The sequence below is a fragment of the Peptoniphilus indolicus ATCC 29427 genome, from assembly GCF_000227315.1.
In the GTDB taxonomy this organism is placed as follows: Bacteria; Bacillota; Clostridia; order Tissierellales; family Peptoniphilaceae; genus Peptoniphilus; species Peptoniphilus indolicus.
This window is the reverse complement of record NZ_JH165067.1, coordinates 1-16618: the sequence shown is the minus strand read 5'-3', so window position 1 is coordinate 16618 and position 16618 is coordinate 1. Positions and strand designations below refer to the sequence as shown.

22 protein-coding genes and 1 pseudogene are annotated in these 16618 nt (G+C 30.7%); 20 read left to right on the top strand and 3 right to left on the bottom strand.

Features of this window, described 5'->3' with window-relative positions; translation table 11 throughout:
* Positions 1-41 precede the first annotated feature (41 nt).
* Positions 42-1036 (bottom strand): annotated as a pseudogene (locus HMPREF9129_RS09355) (helix-turn-helix domain-containing protein).
* Positions 1037-1256: 220 nt separating this feature from the next.
* Here HMPREF9129_RS09355 and HMPREF9129_RS12580 point away from each other — a divergent pair.
* The 17 genes from HMPREF9129_RS12580 to HMPREF9129_RS11170 all read left to right on the top strand — a co-directional run bounded on the left by HMPREF9129_RS12580 (position 1257) and on the right by HMPREF9129_RS11170 (position 12344).
* The gene (locus HMPREF9129_RS12580; RefSeq protein WP_004822947.1) at positions 1257-2081 is read left to right on the top strand and encodes an ABC transporter transmembrane domain-containing protein; all 825 of its coding nucleotides are present in this window, start codon (positions 1257-1259) and stop codon (positions 2079-2081) included.
* A gap of 80 nt (positions 2082-2161) precedes the next feature.
* Positions 2162-3028: an ABC transporter ATP-binding protein gene (locus HMPREF9129_RS12575; RefSeq protein ID WP_245946025.1), complete on the top strand. Its 867-nt coding sequence runs from the start codon at positions 2162-2164 to the stop codon at positions 3026-3028.
* 21 nt (positions 3029-3049) lie between these two features.
* Positions 3050-3739, top strand: a complete 690-nt coding sequence (locus HMPREF9129_RS12570; protein WP_004822942.1) for an ABC transporter transmembrane domain-containing protein — start codon at positions 3050-3052, stop codon at positions 3737-3739.
* The gene (locus tag HMPREF9129_RS12565) at positions 3709-4746 is read left to right on the top strand and encodes an ABC transporter ATP-binding protein (RefSeq protein ID WP_004822940.1); all 1038 of its coding nucleotides are present in this window, start codon (positions 3709-3711) and stop codon (positions 4744-4746) included. The genes HMPREF9129_RS12570 and HMPREF9129_RS12565 overlap by 31 nt, the downstream gene beginning before the upstream one ends.
* 9 nt (positions 4747-4755) lie before the next feature.
* On the top strand, positions 4756-5349 hold the full coding sequence (locus HMPREF9129_RS09340; protein ID WP_004822938.1) for an MptD family putative ECF transporter S component: 594 nt from the start codon (positions 4756-4758) through the stop codon (positions 5347-5349).
* Positions 5350-5352: 3 nt separating this feature from the next.
* Positions 5353-5877 carry an energy-coupling factor transporter transmembrane component T family protein gene (locus tag HMPREF9129_RS09335; RefSeq protein ID WP_004822936.1) on the top strand — a complete coding sequence of 175 codons (525 nt, stop codon included), beginning with the start codon at positions 5353-5355 and terminating at the stop codon, positions 5875-5877.
* A gap of 11 nt (positions 5878-5888) precedes the next feature.
* Entirely contained in the window at positions 5889-6062 is a 174-nt protein-coding gene (locus HMPREF9129_RS12560) for a hypothetical protein (protein ID WP_257009262.1), read from the top strand.
* On the top strand, positions 6055-7455 hold the full coding sequence (locus HMPREF9129_RS09330; protein ID WP_004822933.1) for an ABC transporter ATP-binding protein: 1401 nt from the start codon (positions 6055-6057) through the stop codon (positions 7453-7455). The genes HMPREF9129_RS12560 and HMPREF9129_RS09330 overlap by 8 nt, the downstream gene beginning before the upstream one ends.
* A 79-nt stretch (positions 7456-7534) precedes the next feature.
* On the top strand, positions 7535-8881 hold the full coding sequence (locus HMPREF9129_RS09325) for an MATE family efflux transporter (RefSeq protein ID WP_004822932.1): 1347 nt from the start codon (positions 7535-7537) through the stop codon (positions 8879-8881).
* Between the two features lie 706 nt (positions 8882-9587).
* Complete coding sequence (locus HMPREF9129_RS12555; RefSeq protein WP_004822929.1) at positions 9588-9734, top strand: transposase; 147 nt, start codon at positions 9588-9590, stop codon at positions 9732-9734.
* A 15-nt stretch (positions 9735-9749) separates the two neighbouring features.
* Entirely contained in the window at positions 9750-10247 is a 498-nt protein-coding gene (locus HMPREF9129_RS12550; RefSeq protein ID WP_004822927.1) for an IS110 family transposase, read from the top strand.
* Between the two features lie 133 nt (positions 10248-10380).
* Complete coding sequence (locus HMPREF9129_RS12545) at positions 10381-10605, top strand: transposase (protein WP_004822924.1); 225 nt, start codon at positions 10381-10383, stop codon at positions 10603-10605.
* Positions 10606-10676: 71 nt separating this feature from the next.
* On the top strand, positions 10677-10808 hold the full coding sequence (locus HMPREF9129_RS12540) for a hypothetical protein (protein ID WP_257009261.1): 132 nt from the start codon (positions 10677-10679) through the stop codon (positions 10806-10808).
* 356 nt (positions 10809-11164) lie between these two features.
* Entirely contained in the window at positions 11165-11407 is a 243-nt protein-coding gene (locus tag HMPREF9129_RS10805; RefSeq protein ID WP_004822920.1) for a helix-turn-helix domain-containing protein, read from the top strand.
* Between the two features lie 54 nt (positions 11408-11461).
* The gene (locus HMPREF9129_RS11535; RefSeq protein WP_004822919.1) at positions 11462-11608 is read left to right on the top strand and encodes a hypothetical protein; all 147 of its coding nucleotides are present in this window, start codon (positions 11462-11464) and stop codon (positions 11606-11608) included.
* Complete coding sequence (locus HMPREF9129_RS11175) at positions 11583-11981, top strand: IS3 family transposase (RefSeq protein WP_004822916.1); 399 nt, start codon at positions 11583-11585, stop codon at positions 11979-11981. Before HMPREF9129_RS11535 ends, HMPREF9129_RS11175 begins: the two co-directional genes overlap by 26 nt.
* Positions 11982-11993: 12 nt before the next feature.
* A complete protein-coding gene (locus tag HMPREF9129_RS11170) occupies positions 11994-12344 on the top strand; it encodes an IS3 family transposase (protein WP_083827205.1) in 351 nt (116 codons plus the stop codon).
* A 155-nt stretch (positions 12345-12499) separates the two neighbouring features.
* Here the strand turns inward: HMPREF9129_RS11170 and HMPREF9129_RS09295 are convergent, their stop codons facing one another.
* Both HMPREF9129_RS09295 and HMPREF9129_RS11530 read right to left on the bottom strand, forming a co-directional pair.
* Entirely contained in the window at positions 12500-13963 is a 1464-nt protein-coding gene (locus tag HMPREF9129_RS09295) for a stalk domain-containing protein (RefSeq protein WP_004822912.1), read from the bottom strand.
* Positions 13957-14562 (bottom strand): hypothetical protein, encoded by a 606-nt coding sequence (locus HMPREF9129_RS11530; RefSeq protein WP_050794644.1) that lies wholly within the window; start codon positions 14560-14562, stop codon positions 13957-13959. The genes HMPREF9129_RS09295 and HMPREF9129_RS11530 overlap by 7 nt, the downstream gene beginning before the upstream one ends.
* An 82-nt stretch (positions 14563-14644) precedes the next feature.
* Between HMPREF9129_RS11530 and HMPREF9129_RS09290 the strand changes: the two genes are divergently transcribed.
* From HMPREF9129_RS09290 to HMPREF9129_RS09280, 3 genes are read left to right on the top strand one after another with little or no spacing between them, the layout of a single operon-like run.
* A complete protein-coding gene (locus HMPREF9129_RS09290) occupies positions 14645-15382 on the top strand; it encodes a hypothetical protein (protein ID WP_050794643.1) in 738 nt (245 codons plus the stop codon).
* On the top strand, positions 15379-15948 hold the full coding sequence (locus tag HMPREF9129_RS09285; RefSeq protein ID WP_004822907.1) for a hypothetical protein: 570 nt from the start codon (positions 15379-15381) through the stop codon (positions 15946-15948). Before HMPREF9129_RS09290 ends, HMPREF9129_RS09285 begins: the two co-directional genes overlap by 4 nt.
* 50 nt (positions 15949-15998) lie before the next feature.
* Entirely contained in the window at positions 15999-16463 is a 465-nt protein-coding gene (locus HMPREF9129_RS09280; protein ID WP_040553071.1) for a tetratricopeptide repeat protein, read from the top strand.
* Positions 16464-16618: the final 155 nt, after the last annotated feature.

Here is a 16618-nt window from a genome sequence, read left to right as displayed (position 1 = left end):
AATATACTAGACATTTATTGACTTTTTATCTAAAAATAAGATTAAATATTTTTATTACATACACAGATAGACATTGAATTTTTTCTAGATAGATATTTTTTTGCATCTTTAGGATAAATCCCCTTATATTTTTTGTAACACGCAGTGAATTTACTATGAGAAGAATATCCAACGGCTGCTGCAATATCTTGTATTTTTAGGGTTGAGTTTAATAAAAGATTTTCAGCCATGTTCATTCTTTTTCGTTGAGAATATTCTGTAATGCTCATTTGATATTTTTGTTTAAATAATTTTTTTAATTTAGTACCGCTCATCATAGCGATTTTTTCAAGGGTTTTTTGTGAAACATCTAAAGCGTAATGATCATCAAGATAGTTTGCTACGTTTTCAAGGGCAATATTATCATATGAAGAAATATGGCTTTCTTTTTATTTAAAAATGCATCTATTACAATGCTAATCCATTCTTTGGCTTTTGCTTCAAAAAACATTTCTGCTGCAGGAGAGACCATTTTGCAGTTTAGAATGTCTTTAGCAATAGGTTCTAAAGAGTTGGTGATAATGGCTTTTGTATCTTGAAAAATATGAGAATATGAAATATTCTTTGAAACTTTCATGGAAGATAGACAGTCTTTTATCATTTGCGGTTTAAAGTTTATAGCGATACCAAGATACGGAGAGTTTTCATGTAATAAAAAACGATAATTCTTTTCTAAATTTTCTATGTCTAAAATATATAAAGAATTTGCTGATAAGGTTTGATATGGATTAAAACTCTCCCCGCTGGCACTAATTATATAGGAAGATGAAAAAGTCATAAAATTTTTTATATCCGGCAAACTAGTGTGGATAATTTCTTTTTTTGCAAAGAAATCGTGTATATCAATTATAAAATTTTCAGTTTCATAAAACCAATATAAACCTTCGATTTCATCATTATTTACACAAAAAGTATGTCCTACATTACAATATTTCTTATTAACAAAACATTCAGATGCTCCCAGATAATCTTTTACAAAATTATAGTAGTCTTTCATAGAATTCCTCCTTTTAGCCCGATTAGACATTATTCCTAATAGACATAAATATTCTATTTTTATTATATCACGAAATACACAATGATACAATAAAGTCTATAAAGCAAGAGATTTTTAAATCTGAGTTTTATACAATGGTGCCGATGAGAACTAAATGGGATAAAATAAATCTTGGGTTTAATATCTAAAAATTAAAATAATAGGAAAGGAGAGTTTTGTTTTGAACGATAAGCAAAAGAAAACATCAATTTTAAAAAGACTAATGCCATACGCAGGTAGCAAAGGTATTATGCTTTATCTTGCCATGTTTTTGTCTGCTGCATCAGGAATTATGGTATTAATGCCCATGGTTTATATTCACAAAATAATAAGCAGTATTGTACTTGGCAAGGGAATACAAATTGACATTATAAAACAAAATGCAATTTATGGGGCAGCATTTGCAGCGGGAGGATTGATATTATATTTGGGAGCACTTATTTTATCTCACGTGTTTGCTTTTGAAGTGGAAGATAATATCATTAAGCTTAATGTGAAAAAAATGATGGATAAGCCTCTTGGATATTTTGAGAATAAAGAGAGTGGAAGAATTAGAAATGTAATTGTTTCGGGCGCCGCAGAAACTCATTCTTTTTTAGCACATCAGCTTCCCGATATGGCAATGACCATTGTTACTCCTTTGGTTCTTCTGGTATTCTTTTTTGTATTTGATTGGAAACTGGGTTTAGTAAGCTTGGTACCGATGGTGATTGGCATGGGGCTAATGACTACTATGATGACAAAAGGTGCTAAGGAAGATAAGGAGGAATACTATACGGGACTGTCAACTTTATCGGCTGAAACTGTTGAATATGTAAGGGGAATACCGGTAGTAAAAACTTTTGCACAAAGCATTGAAAGTTTTGATAGACTTTATTCGCTTATAAAGAAGCTGACTGATATAGTTATGAAAATGACTATGAGATGGCAAAACAAAATGTCTATTTATGAATCTATAGTAAGTTCGACAGCCTTTTTTTGGTACCTACAGCAATTATTTTTATAAATACCGGAGGAGATATTCGTCAGGTAATTGGCAATTCAATTATATATTTTTTAATTGGACCTGCTTTTGGCGTGTTTATTATGAGATCTGCTGTTATATCTCAATATTCTTATTTTGCAGAAGCGTCTTTAAATAAAATAGAAAATATTTTGGATTATAAAGAAATGCATTATGGAGATAAATCCGGAGAGGAAGTTAGCTTAGAGTTTAAAGATGTATCTTTTGCGTATGAGGATAATACAGTTATTGACAATGTTTCTTTCAGTGTAAAAAAAGGAGAAACAGTAGCCCTTGTGGGTCCTTCCGGCGGTGGGAAAACAACAATTGCTAAGCTTGCTGCAAGATTTTATGATCCTCAAAGCGGAGAAATTTTCATTGGTGGAATTAATATCAAAGAATACGACAAGCAAACTTTAATGAATAAAATTTCCTTTGTATTTCAAAATTCAAGACTTTTTAAAATGAGTTTAAGAGACAACCTACTTATAGGAAAAGAAGATGCAACTGATAGAGAAATAGAACAGGCACTTTTAGATTCAGGTTCAAAAGATATAGTTGATAATCTAAAAGATGGGTTGAATACTGTTTATGGAACAAAGGGCACATATTTTTCTGGCGGAGAAGCGCAAAGACTTTCGATAGCAAGAGCCTTTTTAAAAAGTGCTGATCTTTTAATATTAGATGAAGCAACTGCTTTTGCGGATCCTGAAAATGAACATATAATACAAAAATCTTTTAAAAAACTTTCTAAGAATAAAACAACCCTTATGATTGCACATAGGCTTTCGACCATTGTAGATGCAGATAGAATATTAGTTGTTGATAAAGGGAAAATAGTTGAGGAAGGCAAACATGAAGAATTATTAAATAAAAATGGACAATATAAAAAGCTTTGGGATGAATATCAAAGAGCTGTTAGTTGGCAGATAGGAGGTCAAAATGAATAGATATTTTATGAAAAATATGCTATGTCAGAGAAGGGAGCAAGTAACCTTTCTAAAGCGATTTTTTCTCGCACAATTTTAAGCTTTACCAAGCTATTTCCGCCAATGATTGCTTTTGCTTTTTTATTCCAATATTTAGGTGGACTTGAAGGTGTTAAATCACAGGTTAATCTTACATTAACTAATTATCTGGTTATTATAGCGGTCATGCTTATTGTAATGTTTATTGTAGCAAGATGGGATTATAAAAGACTCTACACCAATGTTTATATGGAAAGTGCCAACATAAGGATTGATGTAGCGAACAGACTAAAAAAGCTTCCTCTTTCTTACTTTGGCAAAAGAGATTTAACGGATATTGCGACAACGATGATGGACGATATTACTTTATATGAACAAATATTTTCACATTCCGTTCCCCATATATATGCTACAGCAATTTCTACTGTAATAATTTCCGTAATGATTCTTATATACAATTGGAAAATGGGATTAGCAACAATTTGGGTAATGCCTATATCACTTTTAGTAGCATATTTAGCAAAGAAAATGCAAAAAAAATCGTTAAATAAATGGGTTAAAAGCAGTAGAGAAGTATTTGATGATTTGCAGGAAAATATTGAACAAATTAGTGAAATAAAATCCTATAACTTAGAAAAAAATCACTTAATAAATTCTATTCGATGCTTGATAAACTTAAGAAAGATAAGGTAAGGGTTGAGCTTGTTTCAGGAGTATCGACAGGTTTTGCTAAGATATTACTTAAACTTGGGATTGTAAGTGTGGCACTTATCGGTGCAAATATGTTTATTGCAGGTGAAATTAACATACTTATTTATATAGTATTTTTAATGTTGACGGTTAGTATTTACCTTCCCATAGAAGAAATTATAAGCTTTATGGCAATGATAGTCATGCTTGATAGCGTAGTTTCCAGGATAAAAGAAATTAAAACTATGCCAATTCAAGAAGGCAAGACCGAAATGCATCCTAAAAATTATGACATAGAATTTAAAGATGTTCATTTTGGATATGAAGATTACTCTGTAATCAATGGAGTCACTTTTGAGGCTAAGCAGGGAGAAGTAACTGCATTAATTGGAGAATCAGGAAGTGGAAAGAGTACACTTGCCAAATTGGCAGCAAGATTTTGGGATGTAGATAAGGGAAGGATATTATTAGGTGGAGAAGATATAAGCAAGATTGAGCCGGGAACACTGTTAAAGAATTTTTCTATTGTATTTCAAGATGTGGTCTTATTTAACGCCAGTATAAAAAATAATATTAAAATTGGTAAAAAAGACGCAAGTGATGAAGAAATTATAAAAGCGGCAAAAGTGGCAAGGTGTTATGAATTTATAGATAAGTTGCCCGATGGTATAGAAACTATTATAGGAGAAAATGGACAAAAACTTTCAGGAGGTGAACGTCAGAGAATCTCTATTGCTCGTGCAATACTTAAAGATGCTCCTATCATTTTAATGGATGAAGCAACTGCATCACTTGATGTTGAAAATGAAAGTCTTATTCAGGAAGCTTTGTCTGAGCTTATAAAAAATAAGACTGTTATAATAATTGCTCATAGACTTAGAACTATTAGAAATGCAGATAAAATTGTTCTATTAAATGAAGGCAAGATAGAAGCTATAGGAAAAGATGAAGACCTTCGTAAAAATTCAAAATATTATAAAAATATGTTAGAAAAATCTAATTTATGTTAAGGAGAGAAAATGAAAGATAAAAAATTAAATGTAAGAGACTTAATAAACGCAGGTTTGTTTGCTATTTTAATATTTATAGCGACTTTTGTCGGGGGAATGATAGGATTTATGCCTACACTTATGCCTATAGTTCCTCTTCTACAAGGAATTATTTCAGGACCGGTATATATGCTTTACTCTACCAAAATTAAAAAAACCGGAATGGTATTTATTCAAACTACAGTGATGTCTTTGGTGTTTTTTGCAATAGGACACGGACCTTGGGTAGTACTGACAGGTGTTGGAGCAGGAATATTAGCAGAAGCGGTTTTGAAAAAAGGAAACTATACTAGTGTAAAACAAGCGAGATTTGCTTTTATAATCCAATCTTTGTGGGGGCTTGGAAATTGGTTACCAATATTTTTTGCCAGAGCTTCGTATATAAAGACAATGATTGATATGGGATATGGAGAAGAATATGCTCAAAAAATGATGAGTGTTTTGCCGAACTGGTCACTAATTCCAATTATTTTATTAGGTATGATTGGTACTTATATAGGATGCAGTATAGGTATAAAAATGTTAAAAAAACATTTTGTTAAAGCGGGTATGGCGGAGGTATAAAAAGTGAGAGAAGATTTTTTGAAACTTGATTTTAGAACAAAAATCTTCATGTCATTGATTCTATCTTATACTTTGATTTTAGGAAATATTCAACAAAATCATCCTGTTGTGGCAGCGTTTTATTCTCTGCTGCCATATGTTTTTTTATTTTGGTGTAAAGAGTGGAAAACTGCAATAAAAGGTCTTATTTTTGTAATAATAGCTTATATTGCTCAAAAAGAATATTTATTTGTAGATAGCGGATACATGGGGGCTATAGGTCTTTTTATTACAGTGGTATTTCTAAGATTACTTCCCGGGCTTATGATGGCAAGGTATGCACTTTATTCCTCTTCAATGAGCGAGATTACATTATCTCTTAAGAAAATAAGATTTCCGGATGAGCTGGTTATTCCGATTATAGTTATGGCAAGATTTTTCTATACTGTAAAAGAAGACTATCATCAGGTAAAAGATGCCATGTATCTTCATGGATTGACAATCAGAAAATTGTTTTTTATCCGGTTAAGTTTTTTGAATATAGGATAGTGCCGCTTTTAATGATACTTACAAAGACGGCTGATGATGTTTCTATTTCAGCAATGACTAAAGGGTTAAAAATCGGTGAGAAAAGAAGTAATTTGATAGAAAGCAAGTTTGAAATTTTAGATTACTTTTGTTTTTTACTCATGTGTATATTGATAGGTTTTTATTTGAGAGGTAAGTATGCTTAGTGTTAAAAATCTAAAATTTTCATACAAAGGGAATAATGTTCTTGAGGATATTAATTTTGATGTTTATGAAGGGCAAGTTCTTTGTTTAACAGGGGCAAGCGGCTCCGGTAAAAGCACTCTAATTAAAATAATTAATGAAGTCATTCCGGAAATATATGATGGGGAAATAGACGGGAAAATAGTGCTGGATAAACAGCTTATAAATGATAAAAATATAGCGGATAGAAGTGCTTATATCTCTACTGTGTTTCAGAACCCCAAAACTCAATTTTTTTGTGTTGAGTCTACTGACGAGTTGGCATTTCCACTAGAAAATAGAAATGTAGAAAAAGAGGATATTGAGAAATCCATAGAAAAATATACAAATTTATTAAATACTGAAAAACTGTTAAATAGAAATATTTTTTCGTTATCAGGTGGAGAAAAACAGTTGATGGCTGTAACAAGTGTTATGACTATGGATAATAAAGTTTATCTTTTTGACGAGCCGTCATCTTCTTTAGATCATAAAGCCATTGAACTTTTAAAAAATGCAATTATTCAGCTTAAAAAAATGGGGAAAATTGTTATTATTGCTGAACATAGGCTTTACTATCTTATGGGTATAATTGACAGTCTGGCAATTCTAAAAGATGGCAAAGTAAAAATTTTCCCTAAAGAAGTTTTAAGCGATATAAAATTAAAAGAACTTCAGGGAAAGTATTTTTTAAGAAGCTTTAATGAAATAAGTAAGTCTAGTTTTGAAGAAAAAAGTTATAAGAAGATTCATTTACTTGATAAGGGGAAAATTGAAACAGAAGATGCATGTTTAGAGTGTAAAAACTTTATGCAGGATTTTAAAAAAACTAAAATAATGGATTTAGAACAGATCAGCTTTTCACAAGGAATAATTTTTTTGATAGGAGACAATGGAGTAGGAAAATCAACTTTTATAAATAAGTTATCAAAACTTATAAAAGGAAGAGGAAAATCATTTTATAAGGGCAAAGAAATAAAAGAATCATATAACCATATATCTATGGTAATGCAGGATGTAAACTATCAAATATTCACTGAATCTGTATGGAACGAAATTTCGATTGTAAGTGATGATGATATTAAAAAAGAGCGAATATTAAGAGAATTTTGTTTATACAATAAGAAAGATTCTCATCCTCAGGCGTTATCTGGTGGTGAGAAGCAACGTCTGATGATTGCACTTGCTATAGTTAGCGAAAAACCTATTATAATTTTAGATGAGCCAACAAGTGGGCTTTGCAAAAAACAAATGCTATCTGTTATAAAGTATTTAAAAAGATTGAAAAATGAAGGTAAAACGATTATAGTAATAACTCATGATTATGAGTTTATTTATGAATGTGGTGGGACAGTATATGAATTTGTAAAGCAATAATTAAAATATTCCCATGTCTCATTAGGAGTTTTTAAAAATTATTTCAAATCTGAAAATTAAATATGGAGGTGTATATTAGTTGGAAATAACAAAAGAAAAGAATATGATTTTGAACGATAATATGTTGAAAACTTGTTTAAAGCTTTCGCTTCCGGCTGTGGTCGCAATGTTACTTTATGGATTAAATACAGTATTTGATGCTGTTTTTGTGGGTAATTTAGTTGGAGAGGAAGCTTTGGCAGGAGTATCTATCGTGCATCCATTAACACAAATAACTCTAGGTTTAGGATCTCTTGTAGGAGTTGGAGCAGGATCTTATTTAAGTATTCTCATTGGAGAAAACAGTACGGAAAAACAAAAAAGAATATTAGGAAATTCAAATGTAATCATAATTGTATTGAGTATAGTGATTATGATATTAGGATTTGTTTTTATGAATCCTTTATTAGATTTAATTGGAGCAAAGGGAGAGAACATTGCATTTGCAAAAGAATATTATAGTGTTGCTCTTTTTGGCTCAGTCTTTTGGATTGCTGGTCTTTCTTATAATATGGTTGTTAGAGCGGAAGGTAAAATGACGAAAGCAGCAATCATGATGGGTATAGGAATGGTAGTTAACATTATTGCTAATTATGTTCTAATGGGATTATTTAACTTGGGAGTAAAAGGCGCTGCACATGGAACAAATCTTGCGATGTTTGTATATGTTGTTTTGTTCTTTATTTACTGTAGAAGAAAAGAAGCAAGTTTTGAGACAAATGAGTATAAATTATACTTTAATAAGGAAATTATCAAAGAAATTGTAAATATAGGGTTACCTTCATTTATCATGACAATTATGACAGTGATTCAAGGAATTATCATCTTAAAAGCGTTAAACACTTTTGGCACAACATCAGATGTTGCATTTTATGGGATGGTATTTAGGATTTTAAACCTTCTTATGACTCCAATTTATGGGCTTATGAGAGCTTTACAGCCTGCTATTGGAATTAACTATGGAGCAAAAAATATAGAAAGAGTAATTGGATTTTATAAAGTATTTTCTGCAGTGGCTTTTGTATTGATATTACCTATGTGGCTAGTGTCAATAGCTGTTCCGGAGTTTGTATTGCATTTAATGTTACCTACAGGGAACTTTACTGTAACAAACTTGAATTATTTTAGAGTGATTATTTTGATATTGCCAATGCTTTGCTTAGTATTGACAGCTATGACTTTTTTTCCATCTATAAAAAAAACAAAGCCTGCAATGATGATAGGGATTGGAAGACAGGTTTTTCTTTACATACCACTTATGATTGTTTTGCCAAGGATTTTTGGAATTGGATCAATATATTTTGGTTCATTTATAATTGATACATTTATTACAATCATGGTGATAATTATGCTCAAAAAAGAGTTTAGAAGTCTTAGGGAGTTATAATTAGGAAGAAAATAAAATGATAAATTTTATGATAGGGTTTGTAATAATGTAAGCAATCTAAAATTATTTAGTTCTCCTAAATTGCAATATCAAATTGAACTATATTATCAAAATCATCATAACTCTAGATAATATGTTGTTTAATTGTACAAAATATTAATATTTGTAGTATTCCAGGGTGATTAATTACTAAATTTTATTTATAAATTAAAATATATTTTGAATAAAACTTTAACAATTAACCCTCAAACCTCTTGAAATACAGGGATATTTGGAAGAGAGAAGATTGAATCTACTACCAATTTACTACTTTTGAAGGAAAAAACTTGATGTGTTGTAAAAAACTCTTGAGAATAAAGGTATTTTACCATAGATACCATAAGGTATCTTGCATGGATCAAAATTTAATAGGAAATCGTAAAAGCGGGATCTTTCGCTTCTGTAAATGAAGTATAAGAACACCGCTTTTTAGTACCATAAATAGTTTAGGAAAGAGGAAACTCTCACCTGCACTATTTATGTATAATGAAAAGATAGAATGACGAGTCGCTTTTTGGATTGATTACATCCGTCATAAAAACTGTCATCTACCGATTCATTATCAGTATTCGATTAAATAGGTTGGGCAAAAAGTCTGCGTAACGAGCTAAAATGAATGGAAATGAGTGCAGGTAGAAACTACAAATAATAATGAGGAGGATAAGAGATGATTTCTATTGGCATTGATATTTCTAAAGAAAAATTCACCGTATGTGCATTAGAGCAAGGAAATAAAGTGATTTGGAAGTCATATGAAATAAGGAACTCAAAATCTGAAATTGAAAAATTTATGATAAAAATGGGCGAATTATAAGAATTAAGAATTGTTATGGAACCCACAGGTAAATACAATCTGCCCATTCTATATACCTTAAAAGCAAATGGATACTTTGTAAGCTTAGTGAACCCCCTAAAGATGAAGCAATTCTGTCGCTTACTAAGTTTTAGGAAAGCTAAAAATGATCAGATTGACGCCAAACAGATAGTCGAAGATGGTTTAATCTACTGGAGAACTTTAGAAAACTACAATTTAGACGACAGAAACTACCAAGAATTAAAGCATTTAAACCGTTACCATCAACACCACATAGAACTAAGGATTTGTCAAATCAATTTTATCGACCGTATCATTGACCAAACATTTCGCGTCATAAAAAAATTAATTCTGCATGGATCACAAGATTTTTCAAAAGACAAGTTATTAGATTTTCTTGAAAAATGGTGGGATAAAGATAAAGTTCTAGAACTATCAGAAGAAGAACTTGTAAAAAAAATATCAAATCTGGGCAAAAGAAAAGAGATACCGTTCGAATACACAAAAGGCTAAGTCCATCTATAGCCTTTCTCAGGAAGGTATCTCTACACAACCCTCTACCAGCCCATATATAGAGGCGGAGGTACAAGAGAGTATTAAGTTGGTTAAAAGAATTAAGCAAAGCTTACATAATATATTATAACAAATGATCGAACTTGCCGAGCCATTAGAAGAATATCAAGAAGCAAAAAAAATTTCAGGAATATTAGATAAATTAACCGTTCAAATAATGGCAGAATTTGGAGATTTAAGTAAGTTCAGGAATAAGAAATGCCTAATATCCTTTGTTGGAATAGATGCCTCACCCTATGAATCAGGAAACTTCAAAGCCACCCAAAGAAAGATATCAAAAAGAGGAATGCAATCCTGAGAAAAGTCGGCTACCAGGCAATGAAATGCATGATGAGTGCGAAAAATAAAGACAATGAAATTTACTTACATATGATAAAGAAAGAAAAAGAAGGAAAGGCAAAAAAAGTATGTAAATTCGAAGGTTTGAATAAATTGTTGCGAATCTATTATGCAAAAGTCATGCAAGTAAAATTAGGGATAGAACGAAGAGAAGCTGAATAAAATTTAAATAAGACAAACTAGTTATTTAGTTGATTTTCATTTATTCCTATCAGCTTATTTGTCGTGCATAAAAAACGAAACTCAAGGATTGAAAACACCTTGACTTTCGTTAGCAGGTTTTCAAGACAAAATACAGTACAGAATTAAAAGAAAAAGTAGTCAAAGCATATCAAAATAAAGAAGGAGGATATAGGACTTCAGCTGATAAATATGGAATTAGCAATGAATCCATTGTAAGAAGATGGGTTAATATATTTAAATCACAAGGCTATGACGGATTAAAAGTATCTAGAAAAAATAACAATTACTCTTTTGAATATAAGAAAAATATAGTAAAGTTTTACTTCACAGGAGAAATGTCCTATCAAGAACTAGCTAATCAATTTAAAATTAATAATCCATCAATTATTACAAGGTGGGTTGAAGAATTTAGAGAAGAAGGTTTTAATGGACTAAGACCAAAAAAGCGAGGTAGACCATCAGGTATGACTAAAGATAAAAAACCACCTAAAAAACAAGCTAAAGAAGAATATACAGAAGAAGAGATAGATGAGATAAAAAGCTTAAAGGAGAACTCTATTGGACACAAATGGAAATAGATTTATTAAAAAAAAGATGGAATTGGAGGACAAGGACGATCAAAAAATGAGAGTATGGCTAGAATAATTCATTCATTAAGAGAAAAATATAAACTAAAAGACTTGCTAAAGAAACTAAAATTTGCAAAATCAACATACATGTATTGGCAAAAAAGATTTGATAGAGAAAATAAAGATGAGTATTTTAGAAGAACATATTAAATCCATATGTAAAGATAATCCAAACTATGGCTATAGAAGAATACATGCCATGCTTAAACGACTCGGGCTTCTAGTAAATAAGAAGAAAGTTCAAAGACTCATTCAAAAATTAAAACTTCAAGTAACAAGCTTTACTCGTAAATCAAGAAAATATTACTCATACAAGGGAACAATTGGAAAGGTAGCTCCAAACAGAATAAAAAGAAGATTCAATACTTGTATAGTTCATCAAAAAATAACTACAGATACAAGTAAATTCAAATACTATGAATCTGATAAATCTGGTAATATGCAAGTTAAAAAACTCTATCTTAATCCATTTCTAGATATGTATAACGGCGAAATAATTAGTTATTCAATTACAAAAGCTTGAGCATTAGATGCAATAATAACTGCACTTGATGAAGCCATATTAAATACTTCTGATTGCAAGTATAAAAGAATCTTTCACTCAGATCAAGGATGGGCATATCAATTAAAACAATACACAAGCAAATTGGCTAATAACGGGATATTACAAAGTATGTCAAGAAAAGGTAATTGTTTAGACAATTCACCTATGGAGAATTTCTTTGGAATATTAAAGCAAGAAATTTACTACGGTAAAACATTTAGGTCTTTTAACGAGCTTAAAAACTGTATAGAAAAATATATAAAGTATTACAATGAAGATAGGATTAAAGCAAAACTCGGATACTTAAGTCCTGTAGATTATAGAAAATTAAATGCAGCTTAGTTGCTATTTCCCCTAGGGGAAATATTAGAAATAAAAAACCAGAGACAAATATTTCTTAATGTCTCTGGTATAAAGTCTAACTTTTTGGGGTCACCTTATGCTGAGTAAGCTGTTTTTATTTTTGAACTTTTTTTCAATCCCACTTTTTATTTGTTTTATTTAAGATCAACCAATGTAACAATTTTATCCGTATCATTATATTCAACATATAATCCAAGAGCTTCAGCTACAAATCTTATAGGGATAAATGTCCTTGAGTCTTTGATTATGGACTTTGTATCCATTTCAGAAGTTTTATCATTAAGTGAGTAATTATTTTCGCCAACTTTTAAAGTCATTACAGAATCATTATTTGTTATCTTAACTATTTGGTTTTCAGCATCCCATTCAACTTGAGCTCCTATTGCTTCGGCTACAAATCTTACAGGAACCAAAGTCCTTGAATCTTGAACGAATGGCACAGTGTCCATTTTTTTCTTTTCTGAATTTATAGAATAATCTTTTTTGCCAATAGTCATTTCGATAATTTTTGATGATGAGTCGTAGATAGTAGTGGTTGAAGTCTTATTTCCAACTTTAACTGTGATTTCTGACTTGTATAGGTCGGCGGTAGAAGATACAGTTAAGTTTCCATTTTCATCAAAGTTTCCAACAAAGCCGTTAATTGAATATTCCACAACTTTAGGACTAAGCGCTATTGTTCTACCATCTTTTAGTTTAGCTTCTGTAGTGACATTTAGAGTTTCGCCGTCGGATATTCTCTTCTTATCAACTTTAGCAGTTAGCTTTACAATTTCGTCAAATCCTTTAACAGTAATTTCTTTTGTAGCTGTCAGTCCATTTGATGTAGTTAAAGTAGCAGTTACACTACCCGGGTTGAGACCCAATAGGTAAGAACCAAAGAATTGAGCGCTTTCGTTATTACTACTGTCGTATTGATAAGTCCAAGAAGATATATCAATCGGATGTAAATTTTCATCCCAAGCGCCGACAACATCGTATAGTGCACTTTCTCCAACTAAGATTGAATCGGGTCCTTTGAATTTTATTCCCTTAGGCACTCCGGTGGCAGGAGAAGTGTTAAAAATTCCTATACCTGATACAACTTTTCTTTCAGAAGAATTTTTTTCAGGATTGATAACTCTACTTCCTGTTTGACTACCAAGTTCTTTAAGTACCATTGCTGTTGAACCGCCACCATCAAGGTTTACAGCTTTGTCACAACCTATTGAAATCATAAAATCTGACAACTCACCAAGAGTAAGTCCAGCAGAACGAGAAGTTCTTCCCTCAGCAGCAGCTAGATATATCTTCTTGCCATCAGCAGATATACCAGCGGCAGTTCTGGCTCTTCTTCCGCCAAGCACATTTATATCTTTAGTGTATTTTACAGCTTGTCCATTGTTTACCAATAAAGCATGCCCACCAACCATAAATTTGAAGTCATAGTTAGGAGTTATTTTATAGTCAACTTTAATTTTATCTCCAACTTTTACATTAGCGTTTATAAAATTTAAAGCTTGGCCATCAACTTGTAAAATTTGTTTTCCATCTGGAACGGCAAAATCAAAATTTTTACCTTGAGAAATTGCTTCAACAGTTCCATCAGAATTTACCAATACTTCACTATTTTCTTTTCGCCTCTTGAAGCAGAAGCCCAAAAGTCATTGTAAACTTGAATTTTATTTTCGTGTGAATATTCTCCTGTACCATCATACCAATAGTAAGACCTATTAAGTCCATCAATAGGATAAGATACATTATTTGGTGCTATAACTTTACCTTCAAAGTAAGTTGTATCTATTATGGCTCTGTTATCAGACGTAATACCTAAAGTATGACGGTCTGTATAAACACTTGGAGAGCTCACTAATCGTCCGTCGATAATTGAAGCGTTATCAGGAGCACCTTGAAGTAACATATTAAAATAATCTGCATTTACAAGAGCGTTGGCATTAGTTCTTTTTGCCATTGACGATACAGTGGCACGTTGAGTGTATTTACCATCTCCTGCAACAACTTTTAAATTAAGATAAGGATTATTTAAATCAAGCTCAATTACTTCCACTTTAACATTTTTATTTTGATAGGTTACATCATGACTAACTCGAGTAGCGCCAGGGCTGAACTCTTCTCGTAAAACTTCCTTTGCATACACATTTGAGTTTAAAATCAATAAGAAGATAAACACAAAATATGACAATTTAAATTTTTTCATAACTACCTCCATTGTTATATTATAACTTCTATTGAAAATAAGTTCTACAAAGGATATATTAAATATTAAAAGAGGTGATATTTTGTTATTAGATGATTTAAAAATGGTATATTCAAAAGCGTTTAGAGAAACAGTTAGCAGATTAAAAAATAATCCTATAATGCTAATAGTGCCTGGCGTATATTCAGTTCTTTACTATTTAGCAAATAGACTTATAGCAAGTTTTGCAACTGGAATAAGTGGACTTGCTTATGGATTTATTGTGCCGATAGTTGGAGTTTTAATACTCTCAAGTTATTATGAAATACTATCTGATTTAAATGCATTTGGAAGAATAAGTTTTAGAAATTTTAAAAGTTCTTTTACAAGAAATTTCGCAGCAATTTATTCAGTTCTATTTATAATGTTTATTATCTCGAATATAATGAGACTTGACGCAACAATTTTACTTCTATTGACAGCGATAATTTTTATAGTGTTCAATCCTATAGCGGAAGCAATTTATATAAGAGGAGAAAACTATATTGACGCCTATTCATATTCAGCTAATTTTATGAAAGAGAATGGAGTTCATTGGATACTTCCTCTTATAGCTTATCTGGGAATAGTGCTTGTATTGACAAATATAAATGTTGTTTTTAGTTTGATTTCTAATGTAATTAACATTCCAATGGGAATAGGATATATGTCAGTGAATAACGGAGCGTTTGTAATTGTAGAATTAATAACTTCTTTCTATGTAGTATTTAGAGGAGCGTTATTTAATGTACTTTCAAAATCAACAATGAGAAAAAGAGCATATATGGGTGGATTAGATTGATAGAAAAAAAGATAAAAGAAAAAATTAAAGATGTAGTATTTATAGAATTAAAAAAGACGGTAAAAGTAAAAGAGATTGAAATAAAAAAGAAAATACCGTTACCAGTTAAAATGACAAGCTTGTTAGAAGGTATTCAAACTGGAAAACTAGAGGAAGAATTTGACCTTTTAAGAGTTACAGAGGGAATAGTTTTCTTACTTGGTGTAGAGCAAGATTTCAAATACAAAGAAGAATACAAGACGATAATTGAAAATGTACACTCTAATTTAAAAGATTATATTCTATATTTGTCAAAATATTACTTAGACAATGGGGAGTTAATAGAGAGTTATATCTATTTAAACGCACAAGATGTGTTGTTGAAATATGATTCAGATTTATATTTTACAAGATTAGGTGTACTAGAACAGATATACAACCAAAACTTAGAGAGTCTTGAAGATGAAGAAAAACAAAATATAATATCTAAGTTATTAAAAGGATATGAAGAAATCAACAAGAGAGAAGAATATCCTTTGGCATTTTACAAGTTGGGATATCTTAATTCTGGATTAAAAATTATCTAAAAGCTATGCTATACTTCAAAAAGTTTCTAAATTATGAAGGAAATGAAGAATTGAAAAACGAAGTTCGTGTAAATTTAGAAGAAATAGAAGACAATGCACGAATGGAAGAGGGAGAAGCATACTTAAGATATGGAAAATTTAAAGAAGCTGAAAATGCATTTAATAAAATAAGTAAGTCTTATTACGAATTCGACAAGGTTATATATTATAAGAGTATTATTAATTACCACTTAGGTTATTATGACCAAGCAAATGTACTTATAGAAGAAGCATTGACAACAAACAGCCGAGAAGAATACTATAATCATGCTGCCTTAGTAAATGTAGCTTTAGAAAATATAGATAAGTCAATATATTGGTATGAACAAGGATTAAAAGAATTTGAAGAAAGCTATACACTAAATTATAATTTGGGACTTTTATATTACAATTTAAAAGATGAAAAATATAAAATATATTTCAAAAAAGCTTATAAGATAGAGTCATCAGACCAATTGTTATCTCTAATTAAATAGGCTTTAACAAAAAATAAAAAATAGGTTAAAAAGTTGTTGACATGATAATATGAAGATGGTAATATTATTTAAGTCAGTTGGACAACTGATGAACGGAAAAAACGATTGAAAAAACTTTAAAAAGTATTGACATTGAAAAATAACCGTTGTATAAT

What these genes read in the sequence shown, in the direction of transcription:
- HMPREF9129_RS09340 (WP_004822938.1), top strand. Translation starts at nt 4,756, where the DNA reads ATGAAAGATAAAAAATTAAATGTAAGAGACTTAATAAACGCAGGTTTG.
- HMPREF9129_RS11530 (WP_050794644.1), bottom strand. Translation starts at nt 14,562, where the DNA reads ATGAAAAAATTTAAATTGTCATATTTTGTGTTTATCTTCTTATTGATT.
- HMPREF9129_RS09330 (WP_004822933.1), top strand. Translation starts at nt 6,055, where the DNA reads ATGCTTAGTGTTAAAAATCTAAAATTTTCATACAAAGGGAATAATGTT.
- HMPREF9129_RS12545 (WP_004822924.1), top strand. Translation starts at nt 10,381, where the DNA reads ATGATCGAACTTGCCGAGCCATTAGAAGAATATCAAGAAGCAAAAAAA.
- HMPREF9129_RS12540 (WP_257009261.1), top strand. Translation starts at nt 10,677, where the DNA reads ATGATAAAGAAAGAAAAAGAAGGAAAGGCAAAAAAAGTATGTAAATTC.
- HMPREF9129_RS12575 (WP_245946025.1), top strand. Translation starts at nt 2,162, where the DNA reads ATGAGATCTGCTGTTATATCTCAATATTCTTATTTTGCAGAAGCGTCT.
- HMPREF9129_RS12550 (WP_004822927.1), top strand. Translation starts at nt 9,750, where the DNA reads ATGGAACCCACAGGTAAATACAATCTGCCCATTCTATATACCTTAAAA.
- HMPREF9129_RS12560 (WP_257009262.1), top strand. Translation starts at nt 5,889, where the DNA reads ATGATACTTACAAAGACGGCTGATGATGTTTCTATTTCAGCAATGACT.
- HMPREF9129_RS11175 (WP_004822916.1), top strand. Translation starts at nt 11,583, where the DNA reads ATGAGTATTTTAGAAGAACATATTAAATCCATATGTAAAGATAATCCA.
- HMPREF9129_RS12555 (WP_004822929.1), top strand. Translation starts at nt 9,588, where the DNA reads ATGATTTCTATTGGCATTGATATTTCTAAAGAAAAATTCACCGTATGT.
- HMPREF9129_RS12570 (WP_004822942.1), top strand. Translation starts at nt 3,050, where the DNA reads ATGTCAGAGAAGGGAGCAAGTAACCTTTCTAAAGCGATTTTTTCTCGC.
- HMPREF9129_RS10805 (WP_004822920.1), top strand. Translation starts at nt 11,165, where the DNA reads ATGTCCTATCAAGAACTAGCTAATCAATTTAAAATTAATAATCCATCA.
- HMPREF9129_RS12565 (WP_004822940.1), top strand. Translation starts at nt 3,709, where the DNA reads ATGCTTGATAAACTTAAGAAAGATAAGGTAAGGGTTGAGCTTGTTTCA.
- HMPREF9129_RS11535 (WP_004822919.1), top strand. Translation starts at nt 11,462, where the DNA reads ATGGCTAGAATAATTCATTCATTAAGAGAAAAATATAAACTAAAAGAC.